Origin of the sequence: Flavobacterium sp. Arc3 (genome assembly GCF_041431375.1) — a bacterium.
Lineage (GTDB): Bacteria > Bacteroidota > Bacteroidia > Flavobacteriales > Flavobacteriaceae > Flavobacterium.
This window is the reverse complement of sequence record NZ_JASMRI010000006.1, coordinates 14,897-39,129: the sequence shown is the minus strand read 5'-3', so window position 1 is coordinate 39,129 and position 24,233 is coordinate 14,897. Positions and strand designations below refer to the sequence as shown.

The following is a 24,233-nucleotide window of genomic DNA, read 5'->3' as shown; positions in this document are numbered from 1 at the left end:
TGCTTATTTTAATGCTGTTATTTTATTCAGAATAACTTGAAACAATTTAAACTTTAAACAAAATACACCATAAATTATGTACGGAAAAATAAAAGAACATCTTCAAAACGAATTGCAAACAATAGAAGATAACGGAATTTTTAAAAAAGAAAGAATCATCACTTCGCCACAAGATGCTGAAATTACGATTTCGACAGGAGAAACAGTTTTGAATTTTTGTGCTAATAATTATTTGGGATTGTCATCGCACCCAGAGGTTATTCAAGCGGCAAAAGACACAATGGATACACATGGTTTCGGAATGTCATCAGTGCGTTTTATTTGTGGGACGCAAGATATTCACAAAACATTAGAAAGAAAAATTTCTGAGTTTTACGGAACAGAAGATACTATTTTATATGCTGCGGCTTTTGATGCTAACGGAGGTGTTTTCGAACCTTTATTTGGAGAAGGAGATGCTATAATTTCAGATAGTTTGAATCATGCTTCTATTATTGATGGGGTTCGTTTGTGTAAAGCAGCACGTTACCGTTATGCAAATAGCGACATGGCCGATTTAGAACAACAATTAATCAAAGCAAATGAAGCGGGCAGTCGTTTTAAAATTATTGTGACGGATGGCGTTTTCTCTATGGACGGCGTTGTAGCGCCTTTAGATAAAATATGTGACCTAGCTGATAAATATGACGCTATGGTAATGGTAGACGAATGCCACGCAGCTGGTTTTATAGGGGCAACAGGAAAAGGTACGCTTGAGGCTAAAGGAGTAATGGGGAGAGTGGATATCATTACTGGAACTCTTGGGAAAGCCTTGGGTGGAGCTATGGGTGGATATACAACTGCCAAAAAAGAAATTATTGAATTGCTACGTCAGCGTTCAAGACCCTATTTGTTTTCTAACTCTTTAGCGCCTGCAATTGTGGGAGCATCGATTAAAGTTTTTGAACTATTAGAAAAAGACACTACGTTAAGAGATAAACTGGAATGGAATACTAATTATTTCAAAGCAGGAATGAAAAAAGCGGGATTTGATATCGTTGATGGAGATTCGGCTATTGTACCAGTAATGCTATATGATGCCAAATTATCACAAACTATGGCGGATGAATTGTTAAAAAAAGGCATTTATGTAATAGGTTTTTTCTTCCCAGTTGTACCAAAAGATAAGGCGAGAATAAGGGTTCAACTCTCTGCAGCGCATACAAAAGAGCATTTAGATAAAGCAATTTCAGCATTTATTGAGGTTGGTAAGGCTTTAAAAGTTGTGTAATTATAATCTAAAGTTATATAATTGCCATTTTTTCTGATTTTAATAGGTTTTTTTTAACATTTCCTTTTGTGGTTCGAGATTTACGTGTTACTTTTGTTTGTAATTAACTAAATTGTAATTAAAAAAAATAAGTATGAAACATCTTAACAAAATTTTTGTTGCTGCGATGATGGTGATGGGGTTAACCTCTCACGCACAAGACAGTAATAATCCATGGGCTATCTCTTTTGGAGTTAATGCCGTAGACACTAGAACTAGTGCAGATGGTGGAAATGGTTGGTTAGACCAACATTTTTCTCAACCATTCGCTGTAAAAGATAATTGGAATATTCTTCCTTCTGTATCTTACATCAGTGTATCTAAATATTTAGGAGATAATTTCTCTTTTGGAGTGCAAGGTTCTGTAAACAAAATCGATAATTATGTAAAATTTGCTCCAACAGCAACTGGACATGATTCAAGAGGAATGGTAGTTTCTAACCCTGGAGACTTGATGTATTACGGTATTGATGCTAGTGTAAAATATAGCTTCATGACTCTTATTAATTCAAAAGTAATTGATCCTTCATTACATGTTGGTGGTGGTTATACTTTCTTTGGAGATAGTAGTTATGGTACATTAAACCCAGGTGCAGGATTGACATTTTGGTTTACTGATCAAGTTGGTTTCTCTCTTGAGACTTCTTACAAAAAATCTTTTGGAGATAGAGAAGATGCTTCAGGAACTCCTGATGCTCCATCTCATTTCCAACATACTGCTGGTCTTACTTTCAAATTTGGAGGAAAAGATACTGACGGAGACGGAATCTATGATAAAGATGATGCGTGTCCAGATGTTGCAGGTTTAAAAGAATTTAATGGTTGTCCTGATACTGATGGAGATGGAATCCAAGATAGTGCTGATGCTTGTCCAGATGTATTTGGTTTAGCTGCATTAAACGGTTGTCCTGATACTGATGGAGATGGTATTGCTGATAAAGATGATGCTTGTCCAGATGTATTTGGTTTAGCTGCATTGAAAGGTTGTCCTGATGCTGATGGAGATGGAGTAGCTGATAAAGATGACAAATGTCCTACTGTTGCAGGACCAAAAGAAAATGCTGGTTGTCCTTGGCCTGATACTGACGGAGACGGAGTTTTAGACAAAGATGACAAATGTCCAGAAGTAAAAGGTACTGTTGCTAACAAAGGTTGTCCTGAAGTATCAGAAGCTGTTATGATGAAATTGAATGAGTATAGTAGAACTATCTTGTTTGATTCTGGAAAAGCGTCTTTCAAAAAACAAACTTACCCAACTTTAGTATCAATCACTGAAATCTTAAAAGAATATCCTTATTCAAGATTCTTAGTTGAAGGTCATACTGATAGCGATGGAAGTAACGAAATGAACCAAACTTTATCTGAAAACAGATCTGCAGCGGTTAAAAATTACTTAATCGAAAATGGTATCAAAGCAGATAGATTGAACTCTACTGGTTTCGGTGAAACTAAACCAATGGATACTAACAAAACTGCTGCAGGAAAAGCACACAACAGAAGAGTTGAAATTTCTTTAATCAAAGAATAAATTTTTCTAAAATATTTATTGAAAACGCCTCGATTTATCGGGGCGTTTTTTTTATTTTTATGAAATGATAAACACTTCTTTTTTAGATAAAATTGCACAAGTTTTAATAGAAAATTACTCGGATAAACTACCTAATACAATAGTGGTTTTGCCAAATAAGAGAGCTAAGATTTTCCTTATTGAAGCCCTGAAAAAGCAAGTCGAAGGTAACATACTTTCTCCTGAAATAATTAGTATCGAGGATTTTATCCAAGATATTGCCGGAATTCGTACTGTGGATCCCATCGAATTGTTATTTGAATTTTATGATGTGTATTTATCAGTTACTGAAAAAACAAACCAACAGTCATTTGAATTGTTTGCAAATTGGGCTAAAACGCTCTTGCAAGATTTTAATGAAATTGATCGTTATCTGTTAGACCCTTCTTATGTTTTGTCTTACTTAAAGGACATTGAAGATATTAAGAAATGGGGAATCGAAGTCGAAAATAAAACACAACTGCTCGAAAATTACATCGACTTTTGGAAATTATTGCCTAATTACTACCAAACATTATATGCACATCTACTTAAAAAAGGGATTGGTTACCAAGGATTAATTTACCGGGAAGCGGTAGGGAATCTGAATCAGTTTTCGAAGTCAATTACTGATAAGAAGTATCTTTTTGCAGGTTTTAATGCTTTAAATGCCTCCGAAGAAAAAATCATCCAACACCTCATAGCTTCTGATAAGGCCAAAATATACTGGGATGCTGACCAAACTTTTCTCAACGATCCCTATCATGACGCAGGCTTGTTTGTAAGGCGGTTTAAAAAAGGATGGAAGGAGTACAAGTCAGATCCTTTTGAATGGATTGTAGATGATTTTTCGCAAACAAAAAACATTCAAGTTATAGGTACTCCAAAGACAATTGGTCAGGCGAAAATTGCCGGAGGAATTATTGTAAATATAATTAAAGAAAATCCCAATACAACATTAGATAAAGTTGCTGTAGTTCTTGGTGAAGAAAACCTTTTAGTGCCGCTTTTATATTCGTTGCCCAGCACTGTTGGCGCTTTAAATATCACAATGGGGTATCCTAGTAAAAATAATCCTGCCCAAATTTTGATCGCCAAGTTGTTCAAGATGCATACCAATGCATTGGCCAGAAATGCTAAAAATTATGTGATCTATTATAAAGATGTACTAGATATTTTAACACATCCGTTGGTCGAGCCTTATGCACAAACAGGTCCATTAGTTAATCTTATCAATAAAAATAATTACACTTTTATTACCCATCATAAATTGATGGAATTGAATGCGAATCCTACTGATTTATTTCTGCTGTTGTTCCAAAAATGGGAAAACGGTTCGATTGTCGTTTTGGAAACCGTGTCCAAGTTGTTGCTTACCATTAAAAATAATTTAAGCAATGACAGTGAAGAGGAAAAAATCACAAAAGCTTTTGTTTTTTCTATTTTTAAAGTGATCAATAAGTTGATTAACTATTACTCCCAACACCAACACATTGATAAGATAGAGACGCTTTATGCCATATACAAACAAGTGATTGATCTTGCTGCCGTTTCTTTTGAAGGAGAGCCGCTTAATGGATTACAAATTATGGGTGTTTTAGAAAGTCGCGTACTTGATTTTGATACCGTTATTGTGACTTCGATGAATGAAGGGAAGTTTCCTGCTGGAAAATCGCAGAATTCATTCATTCCCTATGATGTGAAGCGAGAATTAGGTTTACCTACATTTAAAGAGAAAGATGCTATTTATACCTATCATTTTTATCATTTATTACAACGTGCAAAAAATATCTATTTGCTTTATAATACAGAAAGTGATGGACTAGACGCTGGTGAAAAAAGTAGGTTTATCACTCAATTAGAAGTCGAAAAACAGCCAAAGCATACTTTGACGCATGAGATTTATAATGCCGTCTTACCGGAAACAGCATATACACCAATGGTTATTGAGAAATCGGAATCGGTGATGAGTAGATTAAAGGAAATTGCCGAAAAAGGTTTTTCACCCTCGGCGTTGACGAGTTATATTCGCAATCCAATTCAATTTTATTTTCAAAAGATATTACGAATCAGGGAAGTGGAAGAGGTGGAAGAGAATATCGCGTTGAACACTTTGGGAACGATTATTCATGAGACCTTGAAATCTCTGTATGACCCATTTGTTGGAAGATTTATTTCAGAATCCGACATTCAAAACTGCTTTAAGCAAATCGATGATGAGGTTCTGAAACAGTTTAAAGTGGTTTATAAAGAAGGCGAAATTAAGAAAGGTCGTAATTTATTGGCGTTTGAAGTCGCTAAACGAAATGTATCAAACTTCTTAAAGGTAGAGTTAGAAAGTATAAAAGAAGGCGATGCAATCAAAATTATTGCATTAGAGCAAACATTTGAACGTGTTTTAAATCACCCAACTTTACCGTTTCCGGTATTGATAAAAGGAAATGTCGATAGAATCGAAGAACGCAACGGAACCATCCGAATTATCGATTATAAAACGGGTAAGGTAGAGAAAGCAAGTGTGACTTTGAAAACCTGGAAAGGACTGATAGAAGAGATCAAGAATGATAAAATTATTCAGGTTTTGGCTTATGCTTTCATGTACGAAGAAAACGCAAAATCAAAGCCCATTGAAGCTGGAATTATTTCTTTCAAAAACTTAAAATCGGGGTTCTTGCCCTTTAATTTTAAAGAAGAGAAAGAAGCAAACATGATTATTAATGAGGAGGTAATGACTAATTATCTCGAGCAAATTGTTTTGCTTTTAAATGAGATTTTGGATGTTAGTGTTCCGTTTGAAGAGAAAGTATGAAATTTTTATCCGCAAAGTACGCAGAGGAATTTTCGCAAAGAGCGCAAAGTAATTTAATTAAACCTTCTTAAAAAACTGTAATAATATTTTAGTCAATGCTTCTTGATTTTCAATATGACTCATATGACCTTCAGGAAACGTAACTAACTGCACTTATGTGTTTTAAATTTGTTCTTTTGTTTCTTCGAATGGTAAAATGGGATCTTTTTCTCCAAGAACTAGTAATTTTAGGAAATCCGTTAAATGCAGTAATACTTCACGATCATTTCTGATTTTCATTCCTTCTAGTGAAGCGACAACGCCTTGCAAGGGAGTTTTCAACGCTTCGATTTTCACTTTTTCGATTTCGTCTATTAATCGTTGGCGATTGTCTGGACTAAAAAGATTGCCAATAGAAAGTCGAATAAAAGTAGTGTAATCTTTCTTCACGGCTTTGATGGCGCGATCCCGATTGTGTTTTCGTTCTTCGCTGTCAGCTTTGGAAGTTGAATTCATCAAAACCAAAGTTCTCACATTTTCAGAATACAATTCGTCGAAAGCCAAAGCCACATAACCGCCCATGGAATGCCCGACGAAAACCGCTTTTCGGATGCGTAATTCAAAGCAGGAATACAAGCTGCAATACCACTTTTCATACCTTCCTTTACCATGGCGGTATTCGATACTAAAAACATGGGTGCTTAAATAATTGGGTGCTTTATATTTAAAAGTTGTGTGAGTTTGGTTTCCCTTGATGTTATTATAGATGCCGCTCACTTACATATAATCTAAATTATTTTAAATTTAAAAATACATTTTTATGGTGTCATCAATTTCCGAAAGATTTAAGGATATATATATATATATATATATATATATAAATTACACTTTATTAGTAAAATGTTTAATTTTAAACATAATATTATTTATATTTGATTGTAAAGTTAAACTATTTAAAATTGTTTAATTCTAATCTCTACTGTTTAATGTTAAACAAAACACCTGACAACCCTCCGAAAATAAAACCTTACAATGGTAACGACTTTATTTCATGGTCAGTAATGATACCCGTTTACAATTGTTTTAATTACATTGAAATCACATTGAACAGCGTTCTTCAACAAGCTCCTAGTAGCGAATTAATGCAAATCGAAGTAGTTGATGATTGCAGTACAGATGGTGACGTTGAAAAACTAGTTAATGAGGTTGGAAAAGGTCGAGTTACATATTACAGGCAACAAAAAAATGTTGGGAGTTTAAGGAATTTTGAAACGTGTATAAATCGTTCCAAAGGAAAATATATACACCTTTTACATGGGGACGATAAAATAGATTTTGGGTTCTATAATGAAATAGAAATTTTATTTCACAATTTCCCACAAGCTGGGGCTGCTTTTACTAATTTTAAATATATTGATAGCAAGAATAATTTAGTTGGCATTGAAAACAAAAAAATTCTTGATTCTCCAGGTGAGATACTTAATTTTATTGATATGATTGCTGTACAACAATTAATACAACCACCAGCAATTGTTGTGAAGCGCACTACATACGAGACTTTAGGCAGTTTTTTTGCCGTTCATTTTGGTGAAGATTGGGAAATGTGGACTAGAATAGCATCAAAATTTCCAATAGCTTACTCACCTAAATATCTAGCTTTTTATAGAGTATGTCACGGTATAGGAATAAGCCATAACAGTTTTATTACTGGCCAAAATGTTTTGGATATGAAAAAGGTTATCAACATCATACAAAATTATATACCAGTTAATAAACAATCCAAAATAAAAAAAGCATCCTTAGAATATTATGCAATATATTGTGCTAAAGTTGCTAATAGTTTATTACTTGATAACAAAGATGCTGCATTTAGGCAAATTAGGGGAGCTTGGAGTCTAAGTAAGGATTATAAAACGCTTTTTTTGATAGTTCGATTTTATTCTATGTACATTTTAAGATATAAGCAAATTGAAAATTTATGGTACAGCACTAAAAAGAATGCATCTAAGATAAAATTAAATAATTTTTGATAATGAGTAAAAAAGAAATTGATCATGAACTATTAAATTGGGAATGGGAAATTAAGCCCGAGACATCTTGGTGGAATATAAGCTTAAGTGAACTTTATTCCTATAAGGATTTAATATTGCAATTAACAAGAAAAGAATTTTTAGGACTATATCAACAAACGCTTTTGGGTCCATTTTGGGTTTTATTACAACCTCTGCTTACTGTACTTGTTTATGTATTTGTGTTTAACAATGTTATTGGTATTTCCACGGGGAGCGTGCCACCCTTTTTATTTAACCTTATTGGAATTACATTGTGGAGCCTTTTTTCAGAAACATTTCTGCAGACCTCAAAAGCATTTTCTCAAAACGCTGATATCTTTAATAAAGTATATTTCCCAAGAATTATAGTTGCAATTTCTTCACTGTGGCTTCAATTAAAATTATTTAGTGTTAATTTACTTTTGCTTTTTGTTGTCTATATTTTTTGTCTCATTATAGGTAAAGTGGATTTTAATTTTGGTCCGGCATTTCTAATTTTTCCTGTAATTGTTATTACTACTGGGATTGGTTTTGGAGGAGGATTAATTTTTTCAGTTTTAACTGCAAAATATCGAGATCTTATGTCTTTCATGAACCTTATCATAAGACTACTTATGTTTGTATGTCCTATTTTTTTTACATTAAGTATGGTTCCAGAAAAATTAAAATGGCTGGTTATGATAAATCCACTATCCTCTCTTTTTGAATATTTTAGATATGCATTTTTAGGAACGGGAAGTGTAGATAACCTTCAGCTCTTGTATAGTACTATTTTTATGATAGTAGTAGTCTGCTTTGGGGTAATGCTCTTTAATAAAATGAGTGATAAATTAATCGATATATTATAAAAATTATGTCAGAAATAATAATTCAGGCTGAAAATATTTCAAAAATGTATCATCTAGGCACCATAGGTTCAGGATCATTACGTCGTGATATGCAACATTGGTGGGATCGCAAAATATTCAATAAACAAGACCCCAACCAATATATTATGGGTGGTGAAAAGATTGATAACAATGAATTTGTTTGGGCCCTTAAAAATATTGATTTTGAGTTAAAACAAGGTGAAGCCCTTGGAATAATTGGCCACAATGGTGCGGGAAAATCTACATTATTAAAAATATTATCTCGCATTATAAAACCTACCGAAGGTATTGTTCGAGGTAGAGGTCGAATAAGTAGTTTACTTGAAGTAGGAACGGGATTTCATGCAGATCTCACTGGTAGAGAAAATATTTTTATAAGTGGTCACATTCTAGGCATGAAAAAAGCAGAAATTCAACAAAAATTTGATGAAATTGTTGATTTTTCTGGAATTTCAGCATTTATTGATACTCCTGTAAAGAGATATTCATCGGGAATGTATGTACGATTAGCTTTTGCAGTTGCTGCACATTTAGAGCCCGACATTCTAATTATTGATGAAGTTTTAGCTGTTGGAGATGCTGATTTTCAAAAAAAATGCCTTGGTAAAATGAATGATGCCTCTAGTCAAAGTGGTCGAACAGTAATATTTGTAAGCCATAATTTACAGGCAGTAAATAACCTTTGCTCAAAAGCCTTATGGCTAGATAAAGGAAGTATTCGGTCTCGTGGAAATACCAAATTGGTTATAAATGATTATTTAAATACGCTACATAATAAAAACTGGATAAAGCAATTTTCAACAATAAATGAAGCACCAGGTAACGATTTTATTCGAGTACTTTATGTAGAATTAATTACCCAATTTAAAGACACTAATGCTGTAATAGATATTAGAACCTCGTTAACTATAAAGTTTCGTTTTTATAATGAGTGTAATGATATTATGCTCGCTGCGGGAGTGCATCTTTTTACAATTTCAGGAGAATGTATTTTTGATGTGTCTGATGATCCAATTCTTTGTAAAAAAGGTATTGTTGAGGGCACATGCGAAATTCCAGGTAATTTTCTTAATAATGGGTCCTACTATATATCAATAATTTTTGTTGAAAATTCTTCAAAACAACTGTATTATTACGAAGAATGTTTGTCGTTTGAAGTTGAAGATTTTAGAGAAAACATGAATTGGTATGGGCAATGGATGGGGTATGTACGTCCAAAATTCCCGGTTAAACTAAAACAATTTGAAATTCATTAATATGGTATAGAATCATGTTATAAACACAAGAAATGAAAAATAGGAACTAATACAATTTGAGTTATAAAGATAGAAAATTATGAATAACAATACAGACCCATTAGTTTCAGTTATTATTTGCTTTTTAAACGAAGAAAAATTCTTAGAAGAGGCAATTATGAGTGTGCTTAACCAAGACTATCAAAATTGGGAACTTATTTTAATTGATGATGGATCTACAGACCAAAGCACTTCCATGGCTTTGAGTTTTGAAAAAAGATTCATTGAAAACATTCACTATTTAGATCATAACAATCATATTAATAAAGGTTTAAGTGCTAGTAGAAATACTGGAATAAAAAAAGCAAAAGGTGATTTAATAGCTTTTCTTGATGCAGATGATTTATGGCTACCTAGCAAATTATCTCAACAGGTTTCTATCTTTAAAGCAAATCCATCTATCGGGTTATTGCTTGAAGCATCTATGTATTGGTCTGATTGGAATGATAGCAAAGAGGAAAATATTTTAATAACCGTTGGAGCCGAAGGCAATAAAATTTATAAACCTCCTTTTCTAGCAACTCATTTATACCCTTTAGGAGCAGGTGCTGCTCCTTGCCCATCGGCCATAATGGTTAAAAAGATGGCCATAGAAAAGTCAGGGTATTTTGAGGAATCATTCACAAAAGAATATGCTTTATACGAAGATCAAGCATTTTTATGTAAAATGTATTTAAGAGAAGATGTTTTCGTTTCATCGGAATGCAATAACATGTATAGACAACATCCAAATTCTATTGTAAAAACAGTTAAAACCGCTGGACTTTACAATAAGGTAAGAAAACATTATCTTAATTGGTTTAAATCCTTTTTGAATAAAAATAATATACATAACTCACAAATTGATCTCATTGTAAAACAGGCTTTAACAGAATTGAATTCTCCCATGTTTTTTAATTTAAAAAATAGGGTTATTAATAAATTGAAAAAAATTATAAAATAACATAGCTAAACCATACAAATTAAAAATTGGAACGAATACCACTATCACCGCCAAAAATCCTTCCCATTACAGATGGGTTACATCGTCCTTTGTGGTCTGTGATGATTCCTGCATATAATTGTTCTCAATATTTATTAGAGACCATACAAAGCGTTTTACAACAAGATATGGGTATAGAACTAATGCAAATAGAAGTTGTAGATGATTGTAGTACAGATAGTAACGTTGAAGAATTAGTTAACAAAATAGGTAAAGGGCGTGTAAGTTATTTTAGGCAAAAACAAAACGTGGGTAGTCTTAGAAATTTTGAAACCTGCATTAATAGATCTAGAGGAAAATATATTCATTTATTACATGGAGATGATAGAGTTAAAAAGGGATATTATTCTGCAATAAAAGAAGTTTTCGAAAAATTTCCTGAAGCTGGTGCCGCATTTACTTCATGGGATCACATTAAAAGTAATGGAATACTTTCTCGTCAATCTACTTTGGAAGCTAACGAACCTTGCATATTAGATAATTGGTTATATAAATTAGCAGAACTTCAACGTCTACAATATGCTGCAATTACTGTAAAACGAGAGGTCTATGAAAAGTTGGGCAGTTTTTATTTGGCACATTATGGTGAGGATTGGGAAATGTGGGCTCGTATAGCCAAAGATTATGACACAGCTTATGTACCTGAGTTCTTAGCTGAGTATAGAGAGCATAAAAATTCTATTACTTGGCAAAGTTATCAAACTGGGCAAAATATTAAAGATTTTGAAAAAGTTATAACGACTATAATTTGTTATCTACCAAATGAAGATCAGCGGAAAATGCTTAAGGTTGCTAAAAAGAATTTTGTTTATTGGATGCTGGATGAAACTTTAACGAACTGGTTCATTATTAAGAACAAAAAAATGGTTTACAATCAAATTTATAATATTTTGGGTTTATACATAGATAGACATGTAATATCCAGAGTCGCTGTTATATTGCTTTATGTACATAGTGAATCGTACAGAAAAAGTTTAAAGAAAATATTAAGAAAAACTAACATTTATGCCTGAAACAGTCCCTTATATAATTAGTCATATTCAATTAGATACTTATAATTTCTCAGCAATTCCTGAGTTGGAATCAGGAAAAAAATATTATTTTGTTTTTTGGTGGTTAAAGATACCTCTTGGAAATTTATACATTGACGAAGTGGATCATGCTGATTTTTCAAATAAATTACTTGACTCTATTATACCCACTCTAAGAAATTATAATGACAAAGATGAGCAAATAAATAATATTATCGATGCCTATAAAAGCTTAGATAATCTAAAATTCGCAACACTAATTGAAAATATTCTAGCTCCTTATTTAGTAATGGAAATACCCAAAGAGGTTGATATTTCTGTTGTAGTTTGTACTCGGAATCGTAGCGAAAGTTTAAAAAATTGCCTTGATAGTTTAAACAATCAAATCTGTAAAGCTCGCGAGATTATTGTTGTAGATAATGCTCCTTCAGACAATCGTACAAAGTTAGTTTCAGAATTATATAAAAATGTAACTTACTGTAAAGAACCACGTCCGGGATTAGATATTGCCAGAAACACTGGAGCACGAATGGCAAAATACCCTATAGTGGCTTACACCGATGATGATGTAAGTGTAGATTCCTTATGGTCTTATCGCATCTGGGAAACTTTTTTACAAGAAAACATAGATGCAATGACAGGCCTGGTATTAGCATCTTCTCTAGAGACTGAAAGTCAGCAAATCTTTGAAAAAAATTGGGGATTTAACAAGGGGGCCCAAGATATTTATTTTAACAATGATTTTATTTCTAAGTCTGTAACTGCACCTAAAGTTTGGGATATTGGTGCTGGCGCAAATATGGCTTTTAGGAAAAGTGCCATTGAGAAAGTTAATTACTTTGATGATAGATTAGATGTGGGCGCTGCTGGTTGTAGCGGCGACTCTGAAATTTGGTTTAGAATTCTGGCCAACAATATGAACATACATTATAATCCAAGGGCCTATGTATATCATGAACACAGAAAGGATATCAAACAACTACACAAACAGCTTTTTGGTTATATGCGCGGACATTCTGCATCTGTTTTAATACAACATCATCAAAACAAAAAAATAGGATATAAAAAATACTTGTATTTTGATATACCACGTTATTACTTTTTTTTAATTGTAGTAGGCTTTCCAAATTATAATTTTCGCCATCAAACAATTTGGAGCGAAATAAAAGGATTAATTTCTGGCATAAGATTTTATAATAAAAACAAAAACAAACCTAGGTTAACTTTATAACAATATGGTTAAACCCGTGAATATAATAAATCCGATGGTTTCCGTAATCATTCCTTGCTATAATCATGGAAGATATTTAGCACAATCTATACAAAGTGTTTATTCACAAACATATCCATTTGTTGAAGTTATAGTAGTTGACGACGGCTCTGTTGATGATACAAAAGCTGTTTGTTTTGAATATCCTAAAGTTAAATATGTTTATCAATCAAATTCTGGATTATCTGCTGCAAGAAATACTGGCATAAAACAAGCAATAGGTGAATATTTGGTTTTTTTAGATGCTGATGACTGGTTATTTGAAAACGGTATTAAGTTAAATTTAGATTTTTTATTGTTGGACCAAAAAATTGCATTTGTATCTGGTGCTCATCTAGTTTTTTACGAGGATAATAATCATACTCAAATTGTTCGAGAAGAAATTAATGAGAATCATTATTGTAGACTACTAGAAGGGAATTATATAGGAATGCACGCAACAGTAATGTATCAACGTTGGGTTTTTGACGAATTTATGTTCGATACATCGCTCCCATATTGTGAAGATTATGACTTATATCTTAAAATCACAAGAAAGCATCCAGTTTTTCATCATACAGGATTAGTTGCTGTTTACAGAATGCATGGTAACAATATGTCTGCCAATTACTCAAATATGTTGAAGCATGTATTGATGGTTTTATCTAATAATGAAAAGCATCTTAAAACTTGTGAAGAAAAAGAATCAAAAAAACGAGGAATAGCAATTTGGAGAAATTACTATTCATTTAAAATTTTTGATCATCTACAATATCAGTTGCACTCAAAAAAATCTAAATTTAACGAGATAGAAGTTAAGACTTTGAAGCTTAACGCTCCCAAACTGTATCTAAATTTCAAAATAAAAAAAACAAAATATCTCATGTCAAAAATAATTAATAAAACTAAAAACATAGCTAAAAAAGTACTTCCCGGAAAGCTGTTTAGATCATTTCAAAAAATATCTAATTTTGCTTCAGGAAATTCTTTTTTTAAAAAAATAGATTTAGGTGATTTAGACAGAACTACTCCATTTAGTACTCAATTTGGTTATGATCGTGGAGGACCATTAGACCGGTATTATATAGAAAATTTTCTAGATGAAAATTCCTTTAAAGTTAAAGGAAGAGCGCTAGAGATAGGTGATAACGAATACACATTAAAATATGGCGGTGATAAACTTGCACAAAGTGATATTTTACATATTGATGAATCTAATAAACAAGCAACATATATAGGAGACTTAAGCAATGCACCTCACCTACCATCAGAGAGTTTTGATTGCATAATACTAACGCAAACACTACATCTAATTTACGATTATAAAGCAGCTATTGAAACATGTTATAGGGTTTTAAAACCTGGTGGAACTTTATTATTAACAGTTCCTGGAATCAGTCATATTGCACAAGATCAATGGAGTAAATATTGGTTGTGGTCTTTTACCGATGCATCCATGCAGAGAATAATGCAAGAACATTTTTCCGAAGAGAATATTACCATCAAAACTTATGGAAATGTACTTGTTGCAAGTGCTTTTTTATACGGAATGGGTTTGCCAGAACTAAAAAAAGAACAAATAGATCATCATGACCCACATTATCAAGTAATCATAACGGTTAAGGCCATAAAATAAATATAGAATGATGTTAAATCGGATAAAAAAATATTTTAGTCAATCAGAACCTAAAGCTATTGTTTTAATGTATCATAGGATTTGTAATATTAAAACAGATCCCTGGCAAATGGCTGTTAGTCCAAATAATTTTGAAGAACATATCAAAATGATTACCAAAAACTTCAAAGTTTTATCACTTACCGACTTAGAGAGACAATTAGGTCAAGGTAAAATTGAGGATAATAGTGTTTATGTAACATTTGATGATGCCTACTATGATAATTTCTTATATGCTAAGCCTATATTAGAAAAATATAATTGTCCAGCAACTTTCTTTGTGCCCTCGCATTTTATAGACAAACAAGAATTATTTTGGTGGGATGAATTAGAAAGCATCATCCTTTATTCTAGAATTTTACCTGGAAAACTTACAATGAACATCAATGATACTATTCATCATTTTGAGTTTGAAATAGAAAAATTAACCGATGGAATTCAAAAAAAGCATGAATCATGGAATTACCAATTAGAACCACCAACAAATCGTTGCAAATTATACCTTAATATATCTGAACTTTTAAAACCACTACCCTATGAAAAAATAGTTACTGCCTTGAATTATATAAAAAAATGGAGCGATTTTACTTCAAATAAATCGGTTGAAAATTTACTAATGAGTTCCAAACATTTAGAAGATTTGTCAAATAATAAATTATTCAGTTTAGGAATACACACTAAAACACATCCTGCCTTGGCAAACCATTCATTTGAATTTCAGTTAGATGAAATTTATGGATCTAAACAATATCTCTCAAATATTAACCATTCTGATATTAATACTATAGCATATCCTCATGGCGACTATAATAATGAAACTCTTATAGCTGCTAGGCAAAATGGGGTTACTTTAGGTTTTACTACCGAAGAGCATATAATTACAAGAAGTTCTTCGCCACTTACCTTAGGCCGTCTTTGGGTGGTTAATTCTGATGAATTAGTGCTCAAAAATAAAATTATTAAAATGCTATAAATACCTAAATTAAATGTTTTGTATCGTAACTTTTTGGCACTTCCCAACCAAATATCATAAACTATTACAAAATAAGCAGCACTTGAAATTGGTCCCCATAACGCTGCTTGGTCTGTAAATAAGGCTTCACCAAAGTAACCATTTACCAACATCACCACTGATAATCCGATTAATCGCCACATTAAGGAGGATTTAGCAATAGCAACTTTTAGAATAAGATAAAACTCTACACACATTAATGGCACTGTTAAAATCCAATCTACATATCTAAAAAATGTAGGTGATTCCATATTAGCAGCCCAATAATCTCTCATGTAGAAATAATGAAGTGCAGCAATAAATGTTATTAGTCCTGAGACTAAAACAGAAGTCCTCCATTTTTTATCCAATTGATTCAACGCTAGAAAACCAACGTGTAAAGCTTTCACTTTTAGGAATTAGCAACTATAAACACTTATTAGAAATTGCCAAACAACCTATTTGGTGCACTAATCGCCTAGTAAAATTGATACGCCCGAAGATTTAAAAACCTATATTCAAACGGCCATTTACGATTATTACCATAAAACGGCTTACCAACCGATTGTGATTCCAAAATCGGAATCGGTGATGAGTAGATTAAAGGAAATTGCCGAAAAAGGTTTTTCTCCTTCCGCATTCCCAAGTTATATTCGCAATCCAATTCAATTTTATTTTCAAAAGATATTACGAATCAGGGAAGTGGAAGAGGTAGAAGAGAATATCGCGTTGAACACTTTGGGAACGATTATTCATGAGACCTTGAAATCTCTGTATGACCCATTTGTTGAAAGATTTATTTCAGAATCCGACATTCAGAACTGCTTTAAGCAAATCGATGATGAAGTTCTCAAACAGTTCAAAGTGGTGTATAAAGAAGGCGAAATTAAGAAAGGTCGTAATTTATTGGCGTTTGAAGTAGCCAAACGAAATGTATCAAACTTCTTAAAGGTAGAGTTAGAAAGTATAAAAGGAGGCGATGCAATCAAAATTATTGCATTAGAGCAAACATTTGAACGTGTTTTAAATCACCCAACTTTACCGTTTCCGGTATTGATAAAAGGAAATGTCGATAGAATCGAAGAACGCAACGGAACCATCCGAATTATCGATTATAAAACGGGTAAGGTAGAGAAAGCAAGTGTGACTTTGAAAACCTGGAAAGGACTGATAGAAGAGATCAAGAATGATAAAATTATTCAGGTTTTGGCTTATGCTTTCATGTACGAAGAAAACGCAAAATCAAAGCCCATTGAAGCTGGAATTATTTCTTTCAAAAACTTAAAATCGGGGTTCTTGCCCTTTAATTTTAAAGAAGAGAAAGAAGCAAACATGATTATTAATGAGGAGGTAATGACTAATTATCTCGAGCAAATTGTTTTGCTTTTAAATGAGATTTTGGATGTTAGTGTTCCGTTTGAAGAGAAAGTATAAAATTTTTATCCGCAAAGTACGCAGAGGAATTTTTGCAAAGAGCGCAAAGTTATTAGTTCTTTTTGATTTTAATATTTTACATTTGATCATCAGACTAAATTGCTGAATAAATTGTGAAAAGGTTTAACAGAGAATTTATTTTCTTTACTAAAAAGGAAAACGATCAAAAAAGTGCTTAATATATTTGAATTTTTCAAAAGTACCTTAGTAATTAACTTTGCAGTGTGTGTGTTGCCTATTCTTTTTTTAGGTTTTTTCACTTTCAAATACGCTTTTTTAACTATTGGTTTTGGATTTAGCTTATTGGTTAAAGAAGTGAATTCAAAAAACGAATATTTATTCTATTACAACAACAATATTTCCAAAACAGAACTTTGGTCGTATGCATGGTGTTTTAACTTTGTAGCACTTGTTTTTCTAAGTCTCGCTTTTAATATTGTCAGTAAACTATTTTGAAAAAGCATGTACTAGAAGTAGATAGCGTTCAGAAGAATTTTGACAATAAATCCATTCTTTCTGATGTGTATTTAAAATGTGAGACTGGCGATGTCATCGGATTATTGGGCAGAAACGGTTCTGGAAAATCGACCTTATTGAAAATTATCTTCGGAACGGAGAATGCTGATTTTAAGTTTGTCGGAGTTGATGGTGTGGTAAAAAGTAAAACCAGTGATTTGTTTAAAGAAGTTAGTTATCTCTCCCAAGATAATTTTATTCCAAATCATTTTACTGTTGCCAAAGCAATTTCACTTACAATAGGTGAAAGTGAAAGAGATGAGTTTTCTAATGACGAAATAATTCAATCTTTAATAGGTAAAAGAATTAGTCATTTATCGGGCGGAGAATTACGTTATCTGGAAATTAAATTGATTCTCTGCAATGCTTCTCTGTTTGTTCTTTTAGATGAACCATATAATGGTCTTTCTCCATTGATGATTGAAAAAGTAAATGAGTTAATAAAAGAAAATTCAAAACAAAAAGGGATCATTATTACAGATCATAATTATGAAAATGTGATTGCTATTTCTACTAAGTTAATATTGATTAAAGAAGGAAATGCACACCATTTAACTAATAAAAACGAATTGATTGAAAAAGGATATTTAAGAACAGGAACTTTTTAGATCTTCTTAAAAAAATGTAATAAGACTTTTGTCAATTCTTCTTGATTCTCTATATAAGACATATGACCATCAGGGAAAGTGACTAACTCTACTTCGGTATTTTCAATTTGTTCTTTTGTTTCTTCGAATGGTAAAATGGGATCTTTTTCTCCAAGAACTAGTAATTTTGGGAAATTCGTTAAATGCAGTAATACTTCACGATCATTTCTGATTTTCATTCCTTCGAGTGAAGCTACAATTGCTTGCAGTGGTGTTTTTAAAGCTTCTTTTTTTGTGTACTCAATTTCTGCCGCCAGTCTTTCTCGGTTGTTTTCGCTGAATAAATTGGCTACGGCCAAACTAACAAAACCAATATAACTTTGTTTTACAGCTCTAATAGCTCGATCGCGGTTTAGTTTTCTTTCTTCGCTATCTGCTCTTGCCGTTGAATTCAATAAAACCACTCCTTTTACATTTTCAGGGTATAATTCGGCGAAAGCTAGTGCTACATAACCACCCATAGAATGGCCAACGAAAATCGCTTTACGGATGCGCAATTCAGCTAGTACGGCGTGAACCGCATCAGCATTGTCTTCCATGGAGTGAACATAGCCCAAACATTCCGTTTCGCCATGACCTAGTAAGTCGATGGTGATGACGCGGTTTTTTTTAGAAAAAGGTACAATATAGTTGTCCCACATTTTTTGGTTTTCGAGAAAACCGTGGAGTAAAACTATTGCAGTTCCTTTACCTGTGTCCGTGTAGGCAATGCTTGTATTTTTAAATTGTATGTGATTCACTTTTTTGTTTCAGTTTTTAGCAAATGCAAAATTAAGGATTTTTTTTTTTAAACATATAAGTAATATAAGTTGATATAAGTTTTTAGGATAGTTGGAGGTGGAGACTTTTTTAAACATATAAGTCATGTAATTTTTTAGGATAGTACGGGTATGATTTTTAAAACATATAAGTCATATGAGTTTTTTGATATAAGCTTGGATGGTTTCTAAAATAACGACAGCTCCCATATCCGGGAGCTGTCGTTATTTTGTCATTTCGAGGCAGGAGAAATCATACAATCTGAAAAACTAGTGAGATTGCTTCGCCTATTCGGCTGCGCCTCGGGTCCTCCTTCGTCGGGATGACAAGTATGTGTAAAAGGTTTGTTTGTTAGAATCGATTATCGCCATCCAATAAATTCCCTAAACCTCCTAATACACTGCCTTCTTCGCGGCTATTTCCACCTGCTTTTGGTGCTGATGCAATGATTCGATCGGCTAGGCGGCTGAAAGGTAAAGATTGTACATACACGGTTCCAGGACCACGAAGGGTTGCATAGAACAAACCTTCTCCTCCAAAAATGGAATTCTTGATTCCGCCGATGAATTCGATATCATAATCAACCTCTTTTGTGAATCCTACAATGCAGCCCGTGTCTACTTTTAGGACTTCGCCTGCTCTTAGTTCTTTTTTGGCTAATGTTCCTCCTGAATGTACAAATGCCATTCCGTCTCCTTCAATTTTTTGCATGATGAAACCTTCACCGCCAAAGAATCCGCGGCCTAATTTTTTAGAGAATTCAATGCCAACAGATACACCTTTGGCAGCGCAAAGAAAGGAGCTTTTTTGGCAGATGAACTTCCCTTGGAATTCAGTTAAATCGATAGGGAGGATTTTTCCAGGATAGGGCGAGGCAAAAGATACTTTTCCTTTCGAACTGGCTTGATTAATAAAAGCGGTCATAAATAAGCTTTCCCCAGTAAGAACTCTTTTTCCAGCATTTAAAAGTTGGCCAAAGATTCCTGATTTTTGTTCTGAGCCATCTCCAAAAATGGTTTCCATCTGGATGTTGTTGTCCATCATCATAAAACTTCCTGCCTCAGCAATGACGATTTCTTGCGGATCTAGTTCGATCTCTACATATTGCATTTCTTCGCCAAATATCTGGTAATCTATTTCGTGTGCTGTCATAATTTTGATTTTATTGATTTTTAAAAGATGATTTTTTTAATTGGGTCGTTTTTTTTTGCCACACAGAATCGTAGTTTTTATGAGACTAAAAAGTCATTTTACTTTTTGTTAAAACACATTGTTTTGTGAGTCTTGCGTTTAGCTTGCTACTTTTTAATGGGGGTATTCAGTAATTTTAAAACTTGTTCAATACTACTATCAATGCAACTCTTTTTATAAGACGTAAATGGAATTATAAAGTTACAGAATTAGGATTGTTTTGGGAATGTTGTTTTGGAAGAATTAACGTTGTTCTATGTGCGCAAGGGATAGTAGCGGAAAGCCCACAGTCCCGATTTTTCGGGACGAGGACTTGTAGTGAATAGCCCGACCGCGCTGGAGTTTACGGAAGCGGGGATGTGCCCAAAGAATCGTTTAATCGTTTAATTGTTGATTTAGTTAAGCTAGTTTTGGCATAAAAAAAACAGCCTAGATTGCTCTAGACTGTTTGCTTTAAACTTGAAACTTGAAACTTGAAACGAATTTTAGTTGTTCATCAAACTCTCAATTTCATCCACTTCAATAGGAATGTTACGCATCAGGTTAAACGGTTCTCCCGTTTCTTGAATCACGACATCATCCTCAAGACGGATTCCGAAACCTTCGGCAGGGATATAAATCCCTGGCTCTACTGTGAAAACCATATTGGCTTGCATTGGTTCGGTTAGGATTCCGTAATCATGTGTGTCTAGTCCCATGTGGTGCGATGTCCCATGCATGAAATATTTTTTGTAAGCTGGCCAATCTGGGTTTTCGTTTTGTACATCGGCTTTGTCAATAAGTCCTAGGCCAAGTAATTCAGAAGTCATTAATTTACCCACTTCAAGATGGTATTGTTTCCAGAGAGTTCCTGGAAGCAGCATTTTAGTCGCTTCATTTTTAACGCGTAAAACGGCGTTGTAAACTGCTTTTTGTCGGTCGTTGTATTTTCCTGAAACCGGAATGGTTCGGGTCATGTCACTGGAGTAATTTGCGTATTCTGCGCCAGCATCAATTAAGATTAAATCACCGGCTTTACATTGTTGGTTGTTTTCAATGTAATGCAATACATTAGCATTGTTACCTGAACCAATAATTGGCGTGTAAGCAAAACCTTTGGAGCGATTGCGAACGAATTCATGAATAAATTCAGCTTCGATTTCGTATTCCATTACATTTGGTTTCACGAAAGACAGCACTCTTCGGAATCCTTTTTCGGTGATGTTACAAGCTTGTTGAATCAAGTCAATTTCTTCACTTTCTTTTACGGAACGAATGCGTTGTAAAATCGGGTTGCTTTTTGCAACCGCATGTGCGGGATATTTATCTTTCCACCATTTTACAAAACGGGCTTCACGTGTTTCTGTTTCTACAGTTGCTCTGTAATGCTCATTAGTATTGATGTAAATCGTATCTGAATGTGTCATTAATTCGAACAATATTTTTTCGAATTCTTGTAGCCAATACACCGTTTTTATTCCTGAAACTGCTGTTGCACGTTCTTTAGTCAGTTTTTCACCTTCCCAAACAGCGATATGGTCGTTAGTTTCTTTTAAGAATAACATTTCTCTTTGATGCTCGTAAGGGGCGTCTGGAAATAATAGTAAGATGCTTTCTTCCTGATCCACGCCGCTTAAATAAAAGATGTCGCGGTGTTGTGCAAATGGCATGGTGCTGTCAGCACTTATTGGGTAAATATCATTAGAGTTAAAAACGGCAACGCTATTAGGCTTCATTTGAGCCATAAATTTGGAGCGGTTTTTTATAAATAAGTCACGGTCAATTTGATGGTATTTCATGTTCTTTCTATTTAATCTTTATAATTACTCAAAAATACTAAGATTAAATTGTTTCTGGTTATGAATTCAATAATTTTATGGAAAAAACAACACAAAAACAGATTGGCTAAAAATTATACTTTTTAAAGTAATGTGTTATGGGTTTAATAAAGAATAATTTTATTTAGAACTTTGTTGCTTCTGTAGCGTCTTTAATTTGGGTTATAGATTATGTTCAGGTGGTAAAATAGGATGTTTGTGGTAAACATTAATGATTAAGTGTATTTATCGCCCTTTTACAGTACAATGGCATGATACTATTTTGTTTAAAACAAGCGAACGTTCGAGAAAGATGAAAAAGCCTTTTTTAAGTCGTTTTTGTTTTTTAGCGTATCTTTGAAAAAAATGAAAGTCGCTTAAGGTAATAGTGATGTGGTTTTAGATAATTTTTTTTGAATTAATGGCTTCTTTGCGAAGATAAATAGTATCTCAATATGGTTGTAGAAAAAGAATATATAAAGTTAATTTTTGGGTTGAAACTCAAACAAGCCCGTACGAATAAGAATTTGTCGTTATTTGGCTTGGCCAAAATCACCGATCTTTCAAAGTCGTATTTGAACGAAATTGAAAAAGGTAAAAAATACCCAAAGACTGATAAGATTATTCTTTTATCAGAAAAACTAGATGTTTCGTATGATAATATGGTCTCTTTGAAACTGGATAATAATCTGGCTCCCATCGGCGAAATATTGAAGTCTGGGATTCTAAAAGAAATCCCGCTAGATATTTTCGGAATCCAAGAAAATGACCTTATTGATATCATTGCAAATGCTCCAGCAAAAGTAAATGCGTTTATTAGTACGATTATTGAGATTGCACAGCACTATAATTTAACGCGCGAAAGTTTCTTCTTGGCCGCTTTGCGTTCCTATCAAGAAGCGCATAATAATTATTTTGAGGATTTAGAACAAAAAGTGTTGGACTTCTCCAAAGCATTTCAAATAAATATAGATAATAAAATAGCTATAGAAGATCTGACTGCAGTATTGACTGAAGAGTATGGCTATACGATTCAAGAAATTGTCTTTTCAGAACAAGAGGAATTGGGGGATTTACGATCTATATATGTTCCAAAAAGTAAAACGTTTTTGCTTTCATTAGATATCGATGAACAGCAAAAGGCGTTTATTTTGGCTAAAGAGATTGCTTATAATTATTTAGAAATAACAGAAAGGTTGTTTACGTTCAGTTGGATTAAATTCAAGAATTTTGACGAGGTTCTTAATAATTTCTATGCGTCCTACTTTGCCGGAGCTTTGTTGATACCTAGAAAACAATTGGTAAATGAGTTGAATTTGTTCTTAGCTAAGACAGATCCTAAGCCGCAGGAAATGATTGAGTTGATGGGCAAATTTAATGTGTCTCCAGAATCATTTTACCAGCGATTAACTAATATTTTACCAAAAGATTTCCAGTTAAAAAACATATTTTTCCTTCGATTGTCTCATAAAAGAGGAGCAAATACGTATCAGATTAAAAAAGAGCTGCATATCACTAATCAGCAGGAGCCGCACGCTAATGAAATGAATGAGCATTATTGTCGCAGGTGGATTTCTGTAAAAACGATCGAACAAGCAATAGTACAGAATAGTAGTCACTATTTTGACGCACAAATTTCGCGTTATGAAAACAGTGGAAATGAGTTTTTTGTTTTCTCATCTGCAACGGAAGATCCTTTTAAAAAGGACTGTTTAAGAAGTATATCGGTGGGTATTTTGATTACGGCAAGTATGAAGAAAAAAATCAAATTTATGGACAATAAGTCTATCAAAAAACAAGTCGTCGGAGTAACTTGTGAAACCTGTGCTGTGAAAAACTGTGAAGTAAGGGCTTCGGCTCCCACTCAATTAGAGCTCAAAACTCGGAATGAAAATACAGATTTGATTGTTCAAAAATACATGGCTAAATTTAGTTGATTGCGTCTTGAGAAGGTAGTTTATATCCAGTTTTTAGTAGCTATTATTTCGATTATAGATGATCAAATAAGTTTTGGTTTTGGGTAAATTAGAGTGTGAGTAATTAACTAAAAGGTATAATAATTATATTTTTGTTATATTCTGATATTTGCAAAATAATTTAACAG

At 33.2% G+C, this 24,233-nt stretch carries 17 protein-coding genes and 2 pseudogenes; 14 read left to right on the top strand and 5 right to left on the bottom strand.

From position 1 onward, the window contains the following. The first annotated feature begins 76 nt into the window (after positions 1-76). From kbl to QO200_RS05645, 3 genes are all read left to right on the top strand, one after another. Positions 77-1,270 (top strand): glycine C-acetyltransferase, encoded by a 1,194-nt coding sequence (gene kbl, locus QO200_RS05655; protein ID WP_371537480.1) that lies wholly within the window; start codon positions 77-79, stop codon positions 1,268-1,270. 133 nt (positions 1,271-1,403) lie between these two features. After that, positions 1,404-2,837 carry an OmpA family protein gene (locus tag QO200_RS05650; protein WP_371537477.1) on the top strand — a complete coding sequence of 478 codons (1,434 nt, stop codon included), beginning with the start codon at positions 1,404-1,406 and terminating at the stop codon, positions 2,835-2,837. 64 nt (positions 2,838-2,901) lie between these two features. After that, entirely contained in the window at positions 2,902-5,664 is a 2,763-nt protein-coding gene (locus QO200_RS05645) for a PD-(D/E)XK nuclease family protein (RefSeq protein ID WP_371537474.1), read from the top strand. Between the two features lie 162 nt (positions 5,665-5,826). Here QO200_RS05645 and QO200_RS05640 read toward each other — a convergent pair whose 3' ends face one another. Then, a complete protein-coding gene (locus QO200_RS05640; protein WP_371537472.1) occupies positions 5,827-6,225 on the bottom strand; it encodes a hypothetical protein in 399 nt (132 codons plus the stop codon). Positions 6,226-6,629: 404 nt separating this feature from the next. Between QO200_RS05640 and QO200_RS05635 the strand changes: the two genes are divergently transcribed. The 8 genes from QO200_RS05635 to QO200_RS05600 all read left to right on the top strand — a co-directional run bounded on the left by QO200_RS05635 (position 6,630) and on the right by QO200_RS05600 (position 15,768). Then, positions 6,630-7,673: a glycosyltransferase family 2 protein gene (locus QO200_RS05635; RefSeq protein WP_371537470.1), complete on the top strand. Its 1,044-nt coding sequence runs from the start codon at positions 6,630-6,632 to the stop codon at positions 7,671-7,673. A 2-nt stretch (positions 7,674-7,675) separates the two neighbouring features. Next, a complete protein-coding gene (locus tag QO200_RS05630) occupies positions 7,676-8,542 on the top strand; it encodes an ABC transporter permease (protein ID WP_371537468.1) in 867 nt (288 codons plus the stop codon). Positions 8,543-8,547: 5 nt separating this feature from the next. After that, complete coding sequence (locus QO200_RS05625; RefSeq protein WP_371537465.1) at positions 8,548-9,819, top strand: ABC transporter ATP-binding protein; 1,272 nt, start codon at positions 8,548-8,550, stop codon at positions 9,817-9,819. Between the two features lie 79 nt (positions 9,820-9,898). Continuing rightward, a complete protein-coding gene (locus QO200_RS05620; protein ID WP_371537463.1) occupies positions 9,899-10,801 on the top strand; it encodes a glycosyltransferase family 2 protein in 903 nt (300 codons plus the stop codon). Positions 10,802-10,827: 26 nt separating this feature from the next. Continuing rightward, the gene (locus QO200_RS05615) at positions 10,828-11,853 is read left to right on the top strand and encodes a glycosyltransferase family 2 protein (protein WP_371537460.1); all 1,026 of its coding nucleotides are present in this window, start codon (positions 10,828-10,830) and stop codon (positions 11,851-11,853) included. After that, complete coding sequence (locus QO200_RS05610; protein WP_371537458.1) at positions 11,846-13,102, top strand: glycosyltransferase family 2 protein; 1,257 nt, start codon at positions 11,846-11,848, stop codon at positions 13,100-13,102. The genes QO200_RS05615 and QO200_RS05610 overlap by 8 nt, the downstream gene beginning before the upstream one ends. 16 nt (positions 13,103-13,118) lie before the next feature. Beyond that, positions 13,119-14,756, top strand: a complete 1,638-nt coding sequence (locus QO200_RS05605) for a glycosyltransferase (RefSeq protein WP_371537457.1) — start codon at positions 13,119-13,121, stop codon at positions 14,754-14,756. Positions 14,757-14,763: 7 nt separating this feature from the next. Further along, positions 14,764-15,768 carry a polysaccharide deacetylase family protein gene (locus tag QO200_RS05600; RefSeq protein WP_371537455.1) on the top strand — a complete coding sequence of 335 codons (1,005 nt, stop codon included), beginning with the start codon at positions 14,764-14,766 and terminating at the stop codon, positions 15,766-15,768. A 26-nt stretch (positions 15,769-15,794) separates the two neighbouring features. Here the strand turns inward: QO200_RS05600 and QO200_RS05595 are convergent. After that, a pseudogene (locus QO200_RS05595) lies at positions 15,795-16,157 on the bottom strand (bacteriorhodopsin); the annotation flags it as partial. 178 nt (positions 16,158-16,335) lie between these two features. On the opposite strand from QO200_RS05595, the pseudogene QO200_RS05590 reads away from it, so the two are divergent. After that, a pseudogene (locus QO200_RS05590) lies at positions 16,336-17,220 on the top strand (RecB family exonuclease); the annotation flags it as partial. Positions 17,221-17,672: 452 nt separating this feature from the next. After that, positions 17,673-18,344: an ATP-binding cassette domain-containing protein gene (locus tag QO200_RS05585; protein WP_371537452.1), complete on the top strand. Its 672-nt coding sequence runs from the start codon at positions 17,673-17,675 to the stop codon at positions 18,342-18,344. On the opposite strand, the gene QO200_RS05580 is transcribed toward QO200_RS05585, so the two are convergent. The 3 genes from QO200_RS05580 to QO200_RS05570 all read right to left on the bottom strand — a co-directional run bounded on the left by QO200_RS05580 (position 18,341) and on the right by QO200_RS05570 (position 22,111). Beyond that, the gene (locus QO200_RS05580; RefSeq protein WP_371537450.1) at positions 18,341-19,123 is read right to left on the bottom strand and encodes an alpha/beta fold hydrolase; all 783 of its coding nucleotides are present in this window, start codon (positions 19,121-19,123) and stop codon (positions 18,341-18,343) included. The genes QO200_RS05585 and QO200_RS05580 overlap by 4 nt on opposite strands. 370 nt (positions 19,124-19,493) lie before the next feature. Next, on the bottom strand, positions 19,494-20,294 hold the full coding sequence (locus tag QO200_RS05575; protein ID WP_371537447.1) for a TIGR00266 family protein: 801 nt from the start codon (positions 20,292-20,294) through the stop codon (positions 19,494-19,496). A gap of 524 nt (positions 20,295-20,818) precedes the next feature. Next, positions 20,819-22,111 (bottom strand): aminopeptidase P family protein, encoded by a 1,293-nt coding sequence (locus QO200_RS05570; protein ID WP_371537444.1) that lies wholly within the window; start codon positions 22,109-22,111, stop codon positions 20,819-20,821. 473 nt (positions 22,112-22,584) lie between these two features. Here QO200_RS05570 and QO200_RS05565 point away from each other — a divergent pair, with 473 nt between their 5' ends. After that, positions 22,585-24,066, top strand: a complete 1,482-nt coding sequence (locus QO200_RS05565; RefSeq protein ID WP_371537440.1) for a helix-turn-helix domain-containing protein — start codon at positions 22,585-22,587, stop codon at positions 24,064-24,066. Positions 24,067-24,233 lie beyond the last annotated feature (167 nt).